Here is a 15,981-nt window from a genome sequence, read left to right on the forward strand (position 1 = left end):
TACTAATTATGACAATTACCTTAGATGATTTAACTCTAATCTATCCCGAACATTTATGTTTAGATATATCAAACCAAGAGCGAGAAATTGCATGGAAGCAAACTAGGCAAGAGCTTTACTCTAACACATCTGCTCGCCGAAATGCCTACCTAAATCATTTATGTTTAAATACTTTTTTAACTTGGTTGCAAGAAGACTCAGACTTACAAGTAACACCCAAGTTATGCTTTAAAAAAGCTGAACTACCAAGTATTTGGGAAGTAGTAAATGGCTCAGGGTTAACACTAAACGAGACTCGATTAGTGTTAATTCCTAGCGATAAAAGCTACCTGAGTGAGTTTCGCATTCCTCAAGAATGGATTGATATTCCCAGTTGGGCCGCCCATTATTATATAGGGGTGCAGTTAGATTTAGAGGAGTGTTGGCTGCGGATATATGGTTATGCTAACTATCAACAAATCCGGGAGCAAGCTACTTATGATGTAATGGATCGAACTTATTGTTTAGATGCAGAAGATTTGATTGCAGATTTAAATGTAATGTGGGTAGCACAAGAACTTTGTCCTCACAAGACACTAGAGGTTAAATCCTTACCAACTTTGTCAAAACTACAAGTAGAGCAATTATTAGAACAATTAAATAAGTGGACTTTTTGTTCACCCAGACTCAATGTTCCCTTTGATATGTGGGGAGCATTGCTGGCGGTGGACAAATTTCGGCAGCATCTTTATCAGCGACGGTTGGAAAAACAAAAAAATAATTTAGCTGAAGCCAGTTATGTGGTTAGCAACTTGAGTTTATGGTTTCAAAATATTTTTAGTGCTGGTTGGCAAAATTTGGATACTTTGTTGACAACACAACAAAATACTTTAGCCGTTCAATTTAGAAGCGATTTTGATTTGAATGAGGGATATGTCAGACGTGCCAAGCTAATTGATTTAGGGATGCAACTTGGAGGTAGTGCAGTTGTTTTATTAATTGGTCTTAAAACAGAGGTCGATGGTAAAATTGGGCTACGCGTACAGTTGCATCCAGCAAATGGAGAAACTTACTTAATACCCAATCTCAAACTAACTTTGCTCTCACAAACAGGGACAATTCTTCAGGAAGTCTCTTCTAGAAGTGACGATCATTATATTCAACTCAAAAAATTTAAATCTTCCCCTGGAATTCGCTTTAGTATACAAGTTGCTCTCGATGATGTCAGTATAAAGGAAGATTTTGTACTGGAAGCAGTTGATGACTAATAGCCATGACTAAATTAGTCGTGTTGAACTTAGGAAAGGGTAACTTGCAGCAGGGATTTGCTACTGTTACTGCTCAGTTGTACAACTATAGCAATCCTATACCGATACAATTTACAGGCAGCTTGCCAGCCGCACCAGAACTTATAGAACTCTATAAACGTTGGCAGTTGCTATATTTGTTGCTGCATGAAGCTCTTTTTCCTGGTCAACGTTGGCAGAGAAATATGGCAAACGATACAGGTATTGAAATTGATACAGAAGATATAACTAATATTTCTTCTGTGGAGTTTAGTAATTTATGTAACAAGTTACAAAATAAAATTAATATTTGGCTAAAATCTGACCTATTTCGCAATATTGACCAGAAATTACGCACGAAGTTAGATCCGTATGAAGAAATTCGGGTAATTCTGGAAACGGAAGATAACCAAGTTCGTCGGCTACCCTGGCATTTATGGGATTTTTTTGAGGATTATCAAAAGGCAGTATTTGGTCTAAGCGCTCCTGAAGTAGATGAAGTGAAACCATTACACAAATCTCCTAGAGACAAAGTGAGAATATTAGCTATTCTTGGAAATAGTGAAGGAATTGATATTCAACAAGACCGGGCAATACTTGAACAACTACCAGGAACGCAGACTGTTTTTTTGGTCGAGCCACAACGCTTGGAGTTAGATCGGTGGCTGTGGGATAAACAGGGTTGGGATATTCTTTTTTTTGCGGGACATGGTTCGAGTCAAGCTGATTATGAAACAGGTGAAATTTATATAAATCAAACTGAGAGCTTAACGATCGCTCAGTTAAAAAATGGTCTGAAAGCAGCGATCGCCAGAGGTTTACAACTGGCGATTTTTAACTGCTGTGATGGACTAGGATTAGTGCGAGAATTGGCATCGCTGTACATTCCCCAAATGATTGTGATGCGGGAGGTAGTACCAGATCAGGTTGCTCAAGAATTTTTGAAGCACTTTCTAGAAGCTTTTGCCAATGGAGAATCTTGCCATTTGGCGATGCGGGAAGCTACAGAAAGGTTGCAGGGTTTAGAAAGCAGCTTTCCCTGTGCTAGTTGGTTGCCAGTGATTTGTCAAAATCCCACGGCGATGTCGCTGGTGTTGAATAAAGTCGGCTCTAGAACTATTAGCTTGCACGCTCGACGTAATATTATTAGGACAATTTTCCAAGTTAGTATCATCACCACTACTTTGATAATGGGGATGCGCTCCTTTGGGATGTTGCAGTCATGGGAACTGACAGCTTTTGATGCAATGATGCGATCGCGGCCTGATGAAGGACAAGATAAACGCATTTTAATAGTTACCGTCACTGAAGCTGATGTGCGATCGCAACCTGCTAACCAAAGAGGTGGAGCTTCATTATCAGACCGGGCCCTCGCTCAAGTTGTAGAAAAATTAGAGCAGTTTCAACCGCGAGTTATTGGCTTAGATATCTATCGAGAGAATAGTGTAGGAGCAGAATATCCGAAATTATCTCAACTAATGCAAAAGAGCGATCGCTTTTTTGCTATATGCAAAGTTAGTGAGGAAAACAAAAACAGTGGTGTTTCACCACCACCTGAAGTTCCCAAGCAAAACTTAGGTTTTAGTGACGTTATACCCGATCCCGATGGCATTGTCCGCCGTCAAATACTAGCTATGGCTCCTGCATCCCCCTGCAACGTTGATAAATCTTTTAGCTTTCAATTAGCAAACCGTTATTTGTTTACTGAGGGTATTGAGCCTAAACTCACAGCAGAAAAAAACTGGCAGTTTAATAATGTTATCTTTAAAAACTTGGAGGAAAATAGCGGTGGCTATCATGGAATCGATAGCTTAGGTCATCAAGTACTGCTTAATTATCGCTCTTCCCATCAAGTTGCTACACAAGTAACTCTAAAAGACGTTTTGAACAATAAACTCACTTCTGATTTAGTGAAGAATCGGATCGTCCTCATTGGTACAACTGCTGAAAGTTTTCATGATTATTGGTCTACACCCTATAGTGCCGGTCAGTGGCCATACGAGCAAATGCCAGGGGTCATGCTCCAAGCACACATGATAAGTCAGATTCTTAGTGCCGTTTTAGATCATCGTCCATTGTTGTGGATGTTACCGAAGTGGGGTGAATTCATCTGGGTATGGGCTTGGTCGTTGGTTGGGAGTATAATTGTTTGGCAATTTCGGTCATGGTTAAGATTGGGACTGGCAGGAGTCACAACTGTTTGCGTTTTATACGGTGTGTCCTTTGGTTTGTTACTCCAAGGAGCCTGGATACCGCTATTGCCCTCAATTTTAGTTTTGATAGTTTGTGGAGCTAGCGTCAAAATTTATACACTTTTTCCAAGTGATAAATGATAACTCGAAGGTATTCAGGGGAAAACTTTGCCAACCAGTCAAGCAAGTCTCTGGTAAATAGCTTCGTGTTGAAATCATTCAGGACTTACGCAACTGTCACAATTGCCGACGCGGCGCAGCCACGCCGATGTTCATATGTAGAACTTACTGAAGCAGATAATACAAGCCATCAGTTTCATTAAACTCCCAAGCTAAACCGCTGGGGTTGATTTTGCTAGGGTACAAGGTTAGGTAAAATAATACTATCAGCGATACCCATAAATGAATTTACTTGCTCTGTACCATCAAGGAAGAATTGGTCAGGGGAGCAAAGCATAACAAAGTTCTAAATGGTGCCGAAAGTAATACCCTGTTGTTTGAGCCACTGACGGTATGCAATAGAATAGCGATCGCTCGGTAAATGTACTTCTGCTTGCAAATTTAAAGGTAAGCGTCGGGGTTGCTGGGAATTGACAATGGCAATATCTTGACTCGCAACTTGATTTTGAATATTTAGATAGACTTCAACTGGAATTTCACGGGCGCTGTTTACCATTAACCAATATTGGGCCACGCACTCATCTTCATCGACTGGCGTAATTGTATAGAAGACATTTAGACGATGCTCTCCAGGTCCGAGTTTAAAGTATGCCACTAGCGGACGGAAGATACGATAATGGTAAGTGTTGAAAATCATTGGCGCTTCTTTTGGATTAGCCGAACTAAAATCTAGTTCCCACAAACCACATTTGAAACTAATCTGATCTGGAATAGACTCTAATTCATAATGCGTCAACTCAGGACGACTAGCGTGGGCGAATAATCCCGAATGCATAATTGGGAAGTGTGCCGGATCGATAAAATTTTCCAGCGCCCGCAGAGGGCTAGAGTGATAGTAGTAGGGGCCACAGAAAATTTTGCGATAAACCGGATCGTCCCATTCAGAAAATGGAGCTATATCTTGTTTTGGTGTTCCTAAACAGACCCAGAGCAAATCGTAACGCTCAAGAAGTTGGTAAGTTTTAACACAAGCTCGTGCGGGAGGCGATTGGTCTGGATTAGCTGGAGCTAGTATACATTTACCTTCGCTGTTAAAGGCTAAACCGTGGTACGAACAAACAAGGGTCTGTTTATTGACATATCCCAAAGAAAGACGAGCGCCACGATGAGGGCAAAGGTCTTGCCAAGCTAGAACTTTGTCACCATTATGCCAGAGTACTAAATCTGAGCCTAATAAACGCTTGTGCAGAACTGTTCCAGGTTGGAGGTCTTGCGAGCGGGCTATTACATGCCAATCATTCAGCAAAATCTGGTCTTGCACCATGAGTATCGACACCCTTGAGGTCAAATACCTATATCTTAATCAGAGTGAACATGAAACTTGAACTTGATTTTGGCAGCGATCTGGTACGCTAGGCGCTTGCTTTTCGCTACCATCAACTACAGAAATCATCCACCCGGATATCTCGCCAAATATCGGAAATCTGCCAGCCGGAATTGCCTATAGATTGTACTGGAGGATTGTCAAGGAATGGAATATAGTCAGGAACTCTAGGTTCAGGAGTGATTACTGGTTCTTCCTCAACCTCAACTACAGGGGCAGTAGAATTGTCAGTATTAGCTTGAAGAAGTTGGTCTTGTGCCTCCTCGATTAGCTTCATCTGTCTCAGGGTAAGGTTGTCGGATTTTTTGATTATCTTCTTGGTATCTGTATCATTATAAGTTTTCATTGGCTGTTTCCTCGAAGGCATTGGTTTAAAATTTGTCTGAGTAAACTTGGGAGAAGTCAGGTATAAATAATTTGTACAGAATTAACACTCTACTGCAAAACTATGGAAAATACGAGTCCCTAATTGTAAGAATTTATTGATTGGACATAAATCTCTTTTTCGGACAGATGCCTTAAGCAATCGCAGTAGGATCATTGTCAAAAACTACCTCTCAAGCAAAGATGTTCAATCTAATTGATGGCTTTTGGATTGCTCGATTGATTTATCTTGCTGCAAAGTTAGGGATTGCTAATGTGTTTGACAATCAGCCACAGACGAGCGCTCAACTTGCAGCCGCAACGAACACCGAATCGCGATCGCTCTATCGACTCATGCGTGCCGGGAGCGAGTGTCGGCATCTTTACTGAAGTGTCCAATCAATGTGGGAGCAAGTTGGTTGTAGACTACATTGTTGACAAAGACTTAAGCAATATCATCTTATTAGGACAATAGTTTCGGCGGTACAATTATTATGAAAGTTGCTGAAGCAATTAGCGTTTGACTTTGGCAAGAGACATTAATCAACGATGCTAGTATCGAACTGGCTAAATCTAGTTACGCTCAATTGTCGTCTGAACCATATCAACTGTCTGCTGAAAGTGTCAAGAAGGTTCTCAACGCGGATTTATCACAAAGAGATAAAAAAGGGGGGGGGAACTGCAAAAATGTATACATAACAAGCATTTTAGTAGCTATAAAGCATGACTTAAAATTAACAGATCGTAAAAGATTTAAGTAAATTATGAAATACTCATTATTCAACTCCAATATTCCACAACAGGCTCGTCAAAAAATCCAAGAAATCCAAAATATCTTTTTTCTCTATTTATTACAAATGTCAGCAAAGATGAGCTTAAAAAGTTTACAGAAAATCAAACAGTTATGCCAACAACACTTTGCCTGTGAAAAAGATGTGCTACTGGCGGCTGAACGTTTGAATCGTAATCTGCCTTTACATCAGCTTGTTGACATCAAAGTGCTTGAAGTTGTGCAACACCAAAAGCGTGGTCGTCCTCGCAAGGATGCTCAACTGGCGAAGCATTATCTACTGTGTGCAACAATTACATCCAAACAAACTGCCATTGATATTGAAGTTCAAAATCTGGATTCTACCGTGCAATATAAAACCGCCCTAGACGAAAGCTGGAGCAGTTTTTGATATAGCAATACTAAATCATTCGTGAGAAATAAAATCGCTGAAATGCCTATAAATACGTAGTTTTTGTCTACGTATTTTCTCACGTTTCAATTCAGATTACTATAGAAGTAAATTGTATAGGAGACAATTAATGTTGTCCCCGGTTTATCCATAGTAGATAGCGTTATATGAAAAAATTAAACATTTCTATTGCACACTTATGGCGTAGGGTAACATTAACGAGTTTGGTGGCTGTGTCTGGATTACTGGGTGTGATTAATTCCGCTCCAGAAGCGTCAGCTGGTCTTTGCCAAAGTATTTCTATCCCTGCATATTTTTATCCAGGAACTTATTGGCAAAAGGCAACAGAGGCAGCGCCGAGAGTTGGTGTGATGATTATGAATCCTAACAGTGGCCCTGGCAGTGCAAAAAATACCGACTACGTTACAACTGTGAAGAATGCACAAGCAGCAGGCATTAAAGTTATTGGTTATGTACCTACAACTTATGGAACCCGTAGTGCAACGGCTGTCAAAACAGAAATAGATCAATATAAAATTTGGTATGCGGTAGATGGTATCTTTTTGGATGAAGTAGCTACTAGTATCAATAATCTTACCTACTACACAAATATCACCAATTACATTCGTAATACAAAAGGTACTTTAGTGATGTTAAACCCTGGCACTATTCCAGCAGAGGATTATATAAAACTGGCGGACATTACCGTAGTGTTTGAAGATACTTATAGTAATTACCAAAACTGGCAAGCACCAGCTTGGCTATTTAATTATCCTGCGAATAAATTTGCACATCTTATACATACTACATCTGGCACAACTGGGATGAATAATGCGATTGAATTAGCTGTCAAACGAAATGCAGGCACTATTTATGTAACTAATGATGTTTTGCCGAATCCTTGGGATACTCTTCCTACATATTGGACTAATGAATTAACTGCTATGAAAACGAAATGTAGCACCCAAGTAACTGCTGCGCTACGTTGATCAAAACGCCAAAATTGATTGCTAGGTTCGGACTGGGTAAGGAAAAAAGTTTCGCCTTCCCCCCACCCAGCCTCATCCGCACGGAAATACACCCACTGACCGTCGCTTCTCGAAATTCAAAATTCAAAATTATTTAATTAATTTTTCAATTTTGAATTCTCTGAATTTTGAACTTAAAATTGAATTGGAGCAATAGTTACAAGCCCACGCTAGTTTGCTCAAGTCGGGGAACCCGCCCATGCAACTGGCTCCTTAATTTATTAATGGAGACATAAAAAAGCACAGCATTATTATTTCAAGCCACCGCATTTATACGTAGGGTTTGATAATTTTGAATTTTGAATTTTGAATTGTTTTGACTTACTGATTCTCCAACGGTACGACCCCAAACAAAATTTTGTGAACCGCAGATAGGACATGGCGTTTCTTGTAGACTACTGTTTTTGTGATTCGGTTGGTTGTTCATGAGGTTTCCCCCATAAATTCTGAGTGCAATCTTCAGCAGCTATTGGGGCAAAGTGCGATCGTGATCGCTTGAGCCTGAAATATGCCGAAGAACGGGAGCATCCAGTTTTGGAAGATTTACCATTTATGGGAAAATGTAAAGGGAAATAACCCTGTGCGATCGCGCTCCTATGAACCAAGAGAAACAAGAACGGATCAAAGCCTGCTTACAAGAATTGTCAACACTGCTGTATGAAGAAGCAGATAAAAGTAAGCTGACAGACCTTGAAGGCATAGAAAAAACAGTTCGCAGTCAAGTATTAGAACTAGTCAGCCCAGAAATAAGTTAATCATAAATTTAATTGTATATTGATTTGTGTAATTAATTTTGTTTAATTACTTATTGTGTTCTTCCCATACTACACTCATGAATCAGTATTTCTGCAAAAATGGGATGCTCCCGGATATTCTGTCACTACTAGAGACGGCTTGACGAACCGCTATGACAAAAACCCAAGTGTATTGAAATGGTTGAGAGTTTAGCCGTTAGACAATTTTGGATTTGGCGTCACCGTGGTCGAGTAGCAGGATTATACCCGGGAGCAACGCGATTTTCTGAAGTCGAACAAAAACTAGCGACAATGCGCCACTCAAAGGTCAGGCGATGCCTGCGGCGGGCTACGCCTACGTTAAAATATAGATTTAGGTAAAATGTATAAAATGTTCAGGCACTGTTGGGATGAAGAAAAGAATTAAAAATAGAATTACAAAAATTGTCCCAACTGCCAGCTATCTATGGTTATGAAAACCAATTTATTCTCCTCAAACATCTGCCAATAGTCTTGCTTTTCTAAGAAGAAATTGGAGAACAGTCTCTTCACGAGAAATGATATCTACCTTACCTTGCATTCCTAATTTAATCATACATTGGTTTTTGCCCTGACCGAAGACCAAACTTTCTGGTGCGATCGCCACTTTGTAGAAATCTCTCTGTTGATTGGAAGTCAGCAAGAGATTGTTTAGACTAGTTCCAGCAGATTTGATGGTATCTTGGGAAATTTTACTGACGACCCCTTTAAGAGTACCATAATCTGGATAGGGACAGGCAGAAACCTGCATTTGTACTGACTGGCCGGTCTTTAAATTACCAATGTCTGAAGGGGAGATGGCAGCCTCTATTGTCAAAGAGACATCATTCGGAACTATTTGAGCGATTTCTTGCCCTGAATTTACAGTTTGACCGGGATTTCGCAGATTTAGTTGAGCAATAATCCCGTCTGCCGTAGCAGCGATCTTAGTTTTACTGAGGTCGATTTCAACTTGTTGGAGTTGGCGGTTATCCCGTTCTAGCTGCTGCTGCAAAGCAATGCGTCGCTGGATTAGAGCTTCTTTTTCCCGCTTTAAAGAAGCGCTGGTCGCTTCGCCTGTTGCTTTTTCCTGTCCCACACTCTCAGAAGCGATCGCTATTTTTGCCCCAGTTGGATTGACGGCAGCTTTAGCGCGTTCCAGTCGAGCGACAGTAGCCTGAACCGCTTGTTGCCGCAGTTCTATCGTTTGTTTTTGGGCTTCAATAGTAGCTTTTTGTACCTCAACAGTTTGTTCTTGCTGGTTGACTGTATCCTGAGACTCATCTAATTGATCTTGAGACAGCGCACCCGCTTGAGCAACGCGCTGATAGCGATCACGCCGCTTGCTGGCTGCTTCTAAAGCAGATTGGACTGCTCTTAAATTTGCTTCAGCTGCTTTCAACTCTGCCTTAGCTCTTTGCCATTCATTTCGGGCCGAATTTAAATTTGCCTGGGCTTCTCGAACTTCAGCCAGGGTCGTAATTTGCCTATCTCGATAATCTCGCTTTCGGTGGCTCAATTCCGCTTTAGCCGAGGCTACACTCCGCTTGGAACGGTCAGTTTCGGCGAAAATCTGAGTATCGAGGGCTTGAATTTGGGCATTAATCTGAGTCAATTGTAAGTTTGCTTGCTGGATCTGATTTTGCATTTGACTTTTTTGGGTTTGCAAGTGGGAATCATCAAGAATCGCCAGGACATCTCCCGTTTTAACAATTTGATTCTCTTGCGCCCAGATGTATTTCACCGAGCCTTCTGTCGCCACTTGAACCAAACGTAATTCACCCGTAGGACGGATAGTTGCCTGTGCTTTAATAGTCACGTTGTACTTTGTTAATGTAGCTAGAACAATGGCTATTCCCACCGTAGTCACGGCAAACAGTCCTGCTAGTGTTGTCCAACGACTAATCGATGGCAAAAATTCGCTTTCTCTGACTCGTGGTAAAACAGCAAAAGAAGGAAACGCACCGAGACTGGGAGAGTTAAAATCGGTGCTTTCTGTTTGTTTTCCTTGTTCTACTGTCTTCTGTTTTTTTAATTGGTTATTTAAACTAGTCATCTCACTGCTGACTGCTACAGTTTTTAGGGAATCAAGAAATTTAGGTGTTCTCCCGTTTGTTGACATAACGCCTCTACTGACCCTTGTAGTTTTAAGCGACCGCGATCAAGCATGACAATCCAATCCGCCCGAGCAATAACACGCGGACGGTGGCTAATTAAAATTGTGGTTTTTCCCTGCCGATGGTCTAGTAAATTCTCCAGCACTTGGGACTCACTCACCGGATCAAGGGCACCTGTAGACTCATCTAAAATCAGGATGGGAGGGTCGTTGACGATTGCTCTGGCAAGTGCTAAACGCTGCCTTTGCCCGCCGGATAGATTAGCCCCAAATTCTCCTAAAACAGTTTGATATTTTTCTGGCAGTTGACTGATAAATTCGTCTGCTTCCACAATTTGGCAAGCTTGGACAATTTGGTCAAGGGTCAGATAAGGAGAACCCAAACGGAAATTGTTTACAATCGAGCGACCCCAAAAGTGAGCGTCTTGAGGAACTAGTATTACTTGCTGCCGCAAGCAGTCTAAAGAAAGGTCTTGCTGGTTATGGATTCCGTAACGAACATTGCCCGATTGAGGAGTATACAAGCTAGCCATCAATTTGACTAAGGTACTTTTGCCACAACCCGATTTTCCAATCAGTGCAATCACCTTTCCTCCGGGAAGGGTAACAGAAAAGTCTTGTAACAAGTCGAGTCGCCCCGGATGGTGAAAGGTCAAATTGGTGCAAACAATACCAGCATCGATGGGAATATGAACAAAAGATTGGCGAGACTCCTCTGGAATTTCGGGTTCGGCGGTAATGACTTCAGCGAGTCGTTGCGTCGCTGTTTGAGTTCGGGTAAATTGATCGACAAAACTGACAGCCGTATTGACAAATAAAGTTAGGTTGCCATTCATACTATTAAAAGCCAACAGCATCCCGATGGTTAATTCCTGACCGATAACGAGGGTGCTGCCAAACCAAAGCAAGATAATATTACCTGTATTAGCTACTAAATTAGCAAAAGTATTATTAACGATTAAAATTTGCACAGTGCTTAAGGTAACGGTAGTCAGACGACTAAAGCGGCCTTGAAATTCTTCCCAAAATTGAGAGGCCGCATTGGTCGTTTTTAGAGTCAAGGCACCTTTGAAGGTTTCAACTAGAACCCCTTGATTGTCTGCTGCTAAGGTAAAAACATTACGAACTTTTTTCTGAAGTTTAGACAAATAAATAACAGTGGGCAGCGTCATCAGTAGAGCCAGGAAAGCCGCCATCGCCGTGAGTTTAATACTATAAAAAAGCATAAAGCTTACTGAAATGACCGCCACAAAAAATTGACTGGGCAGCGTCACTAAAACTTGAGCAACTAATTGATTTATTTGTTGAATATCTTCTAACCGACTGGCAATTTCACCACTGCGCCGAGTTTCGTAGTAATTGAGAGGTAAACGTAGAATTTGACGAATGAAATCAAAGTTTAGCCCTAATTGGATGCGTTGGCCTAGATGAGCGATCAAAACCGATTGGACAAAGCGTAGAGTGCTGCTCACCAGGTTCATCGCAATCACAGCAATGACAATCCGCGTTAGCAATTGAGTGTCTTGCCGCACCAATACGTCATCGGTGAGGATTTGGATTAAAAAGGGAGTGGCTAAAGAAAGTACGCCGAGAATGAGGTTAAGCAGGAGTGCTTGATTGAGAATTTCTTTATGAGACCAGGCACGTTGGAGAAATAAAGACAATCCCTTAATTTCGTCTTTCTGGTCTTCCTGTGCTAAAAACCGCACTGGATCGGGATTGAGTAAGAGCATCACCCAATCCGTCCAAGATTCAATTAATTTAGTTTTCTCATAATATTGAATACCTGAAATCGCCGGATCGGCTACAACATATTTATTGCCTTTTTTCCCATATAAAACGACCCAGTGTTCGCCTCTCCAGTGAATAATAGCGGGTAAAGGTGCTTTATCTATCTTCTCTAAAATGACTGGCGAAGCAGTAACAGAACGGGCATTAAATCCTAAAGATTCTGCACCACGTTTTAACCCTAAAAGGGTAGTGCCTTGCTGTCTGGTTCCAGCAATATCACGAACGTAGCTAATCGTAAAATTTCGTCCGTGATATTTAGCGATCAAAGCTATACAAGCAGCACCGCAATCTTCTTGAGAATGTTGAAGCACGTTAGGATATTTCATCGACAAAACTCAACCTCGATAACTAGCTAAATGCTGTTTTAAAGCGGGAATAACTTGCTGAAAAACGCTTTCCCAATCTCCATATTGACGTTGGCGGAACAGTCGCATCGTCGGATACCAAGGGCTGTCTTCCCGCTCTTGCAGCCAAGGCCAATAAAGTCCAAATAGGTGAACCCATTGCTCCTGCTAAATGAGCAACGGCTGTATCTACCGAAATAACTAAATCTAGCTGATAAATCAATGCAGCAGTATCAGCAAAATCTTTAATTTGAGGCGTTAAATCATACAGCCGACTCTCATGTTTGAATTCATGAATTTCACTGGACAACTTTCCAACTTGAAGACTATATAAACTGATATACGGAATGGAAAGTAAATTGATAAAATAGGAAAGCGGGCAATCTTTTTCACATAAACTACCAGAACGTTCGTACTCACCTGTTTTCCAGACAATACCAATTTTTAGCCGAGTATCTGAAGCCGCTTGTAGGAGTGATTGTATATTCCAAGCTGTCCATTCTTCGGGTTTACAAGGAAATATATAAGGAACGTTAACTGGTATAGTTGATACAGTTGTTCCGAACAAATAAGGTAAGCTCAACAACGAAGCATTCACTTCAAAATTTGCTGAGGTAATTTCTCTGTCTACTAATTGAGTAATTCCAGAAACATTACTAAATAATCGAAGCAAGGGTTTGGCACAAGCGAAAATCACATTTCCACCTCTTTGAGCGACTAGAGGTGCATAACGAATTAACTGAATTGCACGGCTCAACCTAGAACCAATGTGAAGCACAATCTCTTTTCCATTTAGGTCAGAGCCATCCCACATTGTATCCTTCAAAAAATGATAATTTATAATATCGGGTAACTTTAATCTGTACTCAAAATCAGGTAGTCCATTTTCATAATCGCCTTTTTTTAAAAGGTTTATGCCACGCTCGCATCTAAGCTTAGGATTATCTGGTTCAATTTTTAGTCCTTTAGTTAAGTAATTAATAGCTTCATCTAGATTTTTTTGTGCAGTAAAACAGGTAGCTAAACCAAAATAAATATTACAATTATTAGCTAAAAGTAAAGCTTTTTGATAGTAGCTAATTGCTTCATCGAAATTCGCTTGTTGCTGATAAATATTTCCTAAACCAGTATAACATATAGCATCATTGGATGTTATACTAATAACTTTTTTATATTCAACAATAGCTTCTTGTAAATTATTTGTTCTATGAGCTAACATTGCTTTTAGTTTTAATGCCTCAATATAATGAGAATTTTTAAGCAATATTAGTTCTAATATCTCTCTTACTTTCTCTAAATTTCCTACTCTATATTCATGAATCGCTTTACTAAAATGTTCAGGTATTTCAAAATCCTTATTTGCTAATTCTTGGGAATTATAATTCATAAATACTCTTCCTTAATAGTTAGCTACACTATTTTTAAAAGGATTAAATATATAACGCTTGCTAGGATTACGATCACCAAAAATATTGAACATTAAAGTTGGTTTTGGGTTATCTAGATTTGGTTCATTTTCAGCAGAAATAGATTTAATATTGTGGATTGCATCTGAAGTAAACCCAATAATATCTCCTGGTTCTAAAATTTGCTTACTAATTGGTTTTACAACGGCATAATCGGGTTGCAAGCCATCATCAAAACGAGTCCAAAAGTAATTGAGTTCGCGTCCTGTAGTTTCATCTCCTAAAAAAGCAACAATACTCCAACTACCATGACTATGAACGCCTGAGTTCTGAGGCAACCAAGAAAATACATGAACTTCAAAAGGAGAGTTAGGATCGCGATATAAAGGTTTTGTTGCAGAACGTGTTTCTGGATCGGGAGGAGGACAAGTATCAATCACCCAGTCTGCTTGAGATAAAAAACGTCTGGTTAAAATGGTGGCAATCCTGATTCTCTCTAGATCGTCCGAGGTCAATTCTACTAAAGTATCTAAATCGTTTAAAAATCTACAAAAATAATAAGGATGACGCAGAGGAAAGTTATCTAGACTATTAATAACATCGTTTTTGTAAAATGCAATTATAGAAAAGTTCAGATGTTTTATTTGAATTAATTAAAGCCTATTTATCAAGAAAATATGTTCTACCAGAAATCTAAACAATACATAATTTCTTGAATACTGTATGCAAATTCAAGCAGTGCGAATTAATTCAAATTTATAAGTTTGAAAAAGTAAATAAAGGTGAACAGATTGTTTTATTTTACAAATTTAAAATTTCTTGCAGATAATAAATAACCTTATTAGGGAGAAGAGAAACCGTGCAGGGATGATTTTCAACTAAACAAAACTTATTCTTAAAACGTTGCTCTTGACAAACAGTACACTTAAAATCTATAAGGGCTAATTTGACATGAGGCTGTAGAGGAATCCAAAGTCTTGTTGGACTTGCTCCGTCACCATCTAAATCATTTCTCAAAATTGCTACTGTCGGACAGCCAACTGCCGCAGCAATATGAAGCGTTCCCGTATCAACAGTAAGGCAAGCTCTTGCACTAGATAAAGCACCAGCTAGCTCAGTCAGCGAAGTTTTGCCTAGATTTAAAAACGCCGAAACCCTTGCTATTAAAGGATTTTTATACTTTAGATGCGTTTGCTCTGTCCTGGATTGTTTGCAACAGTACTACTCGTAATCTCTCAATCAGTTGCGAAACTCTTCTTTCTATGTCTTTTGATGGCTCGGCTTTCTGCTCGTTGGTGAGGTATTGAAGTAGCTCTATTAAAAGCTCTTCAACCAGTGGGGTATGTAAAAATGATCGTCAAATCTTGCTATTTTGTCTCTGAATCAGATTATTATCGACAATTTCTAGGTTTTTGAGTTGCTTTTGACTGTTGAGGCTTGCTTGCAAGCAAACTCGTCGTTCTAAAGCAGATCGAAAATTTATCTTGCTGACTTCTTCTCCTAAAACTTCTGATAGTAGCTTCCATAACTTAGGCCCGACATCTTGCTTCAGATAACTAGGGGTATAGCGATAGTTGGAGGCTTTTGCCATCTCATCATAGGTCTGATCTTTCCACGCTCCCCACAAAATAAATTTTTCGACATCCTTTAAACGTCTTTGGTTTTTGGTAAAGACATCTGTATCTAAAATTTGAAAGACTTCTTCAAAAGATATTATCAACTTAATTTACCTCGCATACCATCAAGAACTATTCTCTTAGAAAAATTCTCAGACGACCCCGCTACCGAAATCGTCGTAGTGCTGGTCAACCAAAATATCTTATGACCCTACTTATTTATTCAGTTTTTTGGTGAGTTTTTCGCAAAGCTTTGGTTTTGTTACAAAAGTTTAAAGTGCTTGAATGTAAAAGTGGGAGGGGTAGCGTGAGTAGTAGTTCGAGAACTTTATCAGGGCAAACGCATCTAAATATTGACGAGCCTGAATCAGAGTAGAATTTAGCAAAACCCTAATCAAACAAGCAAATATTTACTAAGTATTT

General features: G+C 39.9%; 14 protein-coding genes and 1 pseudogene. 7 read left to right on the top strand and 8 right to left on the bottom strand.

Annotated elements, in window-relative coordinates:
• The first annotated feature begins 8 nt into the window (after positions 1 to 8).
• Positions 9 to 1,247, top strand: coding sequence for a DUF1822 family protein (locus RMY00_RS14055; protein WP_322648131.1), 1,239 nt, complete (start codon positions 9 to 11; stop codon positions 1,245 to 1,247).
• Positions 1,248 to 1,252: 5 nt separating this feature from the next.
• Positions 1,253 to 3,598, top strand: a complete 2,346-nt coding sequence (locus RMY00_RS14060; protein ID WP_322648132.1) for a CHASE2 domain-containing protein — start codon at positions 1,253 to 1,255, stop codon at positions 3,596 to 3,598.
• A 325-nt stretch (positions 3,599 to 3,923) separates the two neighbouring features.
• Here RMY00_RS14060 and RMY00_RS14065 read toward each other — a convergent pair whose 3' ends face one another.
• Together RMY00_RS14065 and RMY00_RS14070 are read right to left on the bottom strand one after the other, a co-directional pair.
• Complete coding sequence (locus RMY00_RS14065; protein WP_322648133.1) at positions 3,924 to 4,901, bottom strand: aromatic ring-hydroxylating dioxygenase subunit alpha; 978 nt, start codon at positions 4,899 to 4,901, stop codon at positions 3,924 to 3,926.
• 112 nt (positions 4,902 to 5,013) lie between these two features.
• On the bottom strand, positions 5,014 to 5,307 hold the full coding sequence (locus tag RMY00_RS14070) for a hypothetical protein (protein WP_322648134.1): 294 nt from the start codon (positions 5,305 to 5,307) through the stop codon (positions 5,014 to 5,016).
• A gap of 194 nt (positions 5,308 to 5,501) precedes the next feature.
• On the opposite strand from RMY00_RS14070, the gene RMY00_RS14075 reads away from it, so the two are divergent.
• The 5 genes and pseudogenes from RMY00_RS14075 to RMY00_RS14095 form a co-directional block, all read left to right on the top strand.
• On the top strand, positions 5,502 to 5,714 hold the full coding sequence (locus RMY00_RS14075) for a methyltransferase dimerization domain-containing protein (RefSeq protein WP_322648135.1): 213 nt from the start codon (positions 5,502 to 5,504) through the stop codon (positions 5,712 to 5,714).
• 374 nt (positions 5,715 to 6,088) lie between these two features.
• On the top strand, positions 6,089 to 6,505 hold the full coding sequence (locus RMY00_RS14080) for a hypothetical protein (protein WP_322648136.1): 417 nt from the start codon (positions 6,089 to 6,091) through the stop codon (positions 6,503 to 6,505).
• 167 nt (positions 6,506 to 6,672) lie between these two features.
• Positions 6,673 to 7,494: a spherulation-specific family 4 protein gene (locus RMY00_RS14085; protein ID WP_322648137.1), complete on the top strand. Its 822-nt coding sequence runs from the start codon at positions 6,673 to 6,675 to the stop codon at positions 7,492 to 7,494.
• A 489-nt stretch (positions 7,495 to 7,983) separates the two neighbouring features.
• Positions 7,984 to 8,109, top strand: a complete 126-nt coding sequence (locus RMY00_RS14090; protein WP_322648138.1) for a hypothetical protein — start codon at positions 7,984 to 7,986, stop codon at positions 8,107 to 8,109.
• A 20-nt stretch (positions 8,110 to 8,129) separates the two neighbouring features.
• Positions 8,130 to 8,285 (top strand): annotated as a pseudogene (locus RMY00_RS14095) (ISKra4 family transposase); the annotation flags it as partial.
• Positions 8,286 to 8,760: 475 nt separating this feature from the next.
• Here the strand turns inward: RMY00_RS14095 and RMY00_RS14100 are convergent.
• From RMY00_RS14100 to RMY00_RS14125, 6 genes are all read right to left on the bottom strand, one after another.
• Positions 8,761 to 10,407, bottom strand: coding sequence for an HlyD family efflux transporter periplasmic adaptor subunit (locus tag RMY00_RS14100; RefSeq protein ID WP_322648139.1), 1,647 nt, complete (start codon positions 10,405 to 10,407; stop codon positions 8,761 to 8,763).
• Positions 10,365 to 12,518: a peptidase domain-containing ABC transporter gene (locus RMY00_RS14105; RefSeq protein WP_322648140.1), complete on the bottom strand. Its 2,154-nt coding sequence runs from the start codon at positions 12,516 to 12,518 to the stop codon at positions 10,365 to 10,367. Before RMY00_RS14105 ends, RMY00_RS14100 begins: the two co-directional genes overlap by 43 nt.
• Before the next feature lie 22 nt (positions 12,519 to 12,540).
• Positions 12,541 to 13,923 carry a tetratricopeptide repeat protein gene (locus tag RMY00_RS14110; protein WP_322648141.1) on the bottom strand — a complete coding sequence of 461 codons (1,383 nt, stop codon included), beginning with the start codon at positions 13,921 to 13,923 and terminating at the stop codon, positions 12,541 to 12,543.
• A gap of 12 nt (positions 13,924 to 13,935) precedes the next feature.
• The gene (locus RMY00_RS14115) at positions 13,936 to 14,457 is read right to left on the bottom strand and encodes a hypothetical protein (RefSeq protein ID WP_322648142.1); all 522 of its coding nucleotides are present in this window, start codon (positions 14,455 to 14,457) and stop codon (positions 13,936 to 13,938) included.
• Between the two features lie 286 nt (positions 14,458 to 14,743).
• Positions 14,744 to 15,106 carry a glycosyltransferase family 9 protein gene (locus RMY00_RS14120; protein WP_322648277.1) on the bottom strand — a complete coding sequence of 121 codons (363 nt, stop codon included), beginning with the start codon at positions 15,104 to 15,106 and terminating at the stop codon, positions 14,744 to 14,746.
• A 193-nt stretch (positions 15,107 to 15,299) separates the two neighbouring features.
• Entirely contained in the window at positions 15,300 to 15,662 is a 363-nt protein-coding gene (locus RMY00_RS14125; RefSeq protein ID WP_322648143.1) for a hypothetical protein, read from the bottom strand.
• Positions 15,663 to 15,981: the final 319 nt, after the last annotated feature.

The organism is Nostoc sp. ChiVER01 (assembly GCF_034531155.1).
In the GTDB taxonomy this organism is placed as follows: Bacteria; Cyanobacteriota; Cyanobacteriia; order Cyanobacteriales; family Nostocaceae; genus Nostoc.

What these genes read in the sequence shown, in the direction of transcription:
- RMY00_RS14060 (WP_322648132.1), top strand. Translation starts at nt 1,253, where the DNA reads ATGACTAAATTAGTCGTGTTGAACTTAGGAAAGGGTAACTTGCAGCAG.
- RMY00_RS14055 (WP_322648131.1), top strand. Translation starts at nt 9, where the DNA reads ATGACAATTACCTTAGATGATTTAACTCTAATCTATCCCGAACATTTA.
- RMY00_RS14100 (WP_322648139.1), bottom strand. Translation starts at nt 10,407, where the DNA reads ATGTCAACAAACGGGAGAACACCTAAATTTCTTGATTCCCTAAAAACT.
- RMY00_RS14065 (WP_322648133.1), bottom strand. Translation starts at nt 4,901, where the DNA reads ATGGTGCAAGACCAGATTTTGCTGAATGATTGGCATGTAATAGCCCGC.
- RMY00_RS14070 (WP_322648134.1), bottom strand. Translation starts at nt 5,307, where the DNA reads ATGAAAACTTATAATGATACAGATACCAAGAAGATAATCAAAAAATCC.
- RMY00_RS14105 (WP_322648140.1), bottom strand. Translation starts at nt 12,518, where the DNA reads ATGAAATATCCTAACGTGCTTCAACATTCTCAAGAAGATTGCGGTGCT.
- RMY00_RS14085 (WP_322648137.1), top strand. Translation starts at nt 6,673, where the DNA reads ATGAAAAAATTAAACATTTCTATTGCACACTTATGGCGTAGGGTAACA.
- RMY00_RS14080 (WP_322648136.1), top strand. Translation starts at nt 6,089, where the DNA reads ATGAAATACTCATTATTCAACTCCAATATTCCACAACAGGCTCGTCAA.
- RMY00_RS14110 (WP_322648141.1), bottom strand. Translation starts at nt 13,923, where the DNA reads ATGAATTATAATTCCCAAGAATTAGCAAATAAGGATTTTGAAATACCT.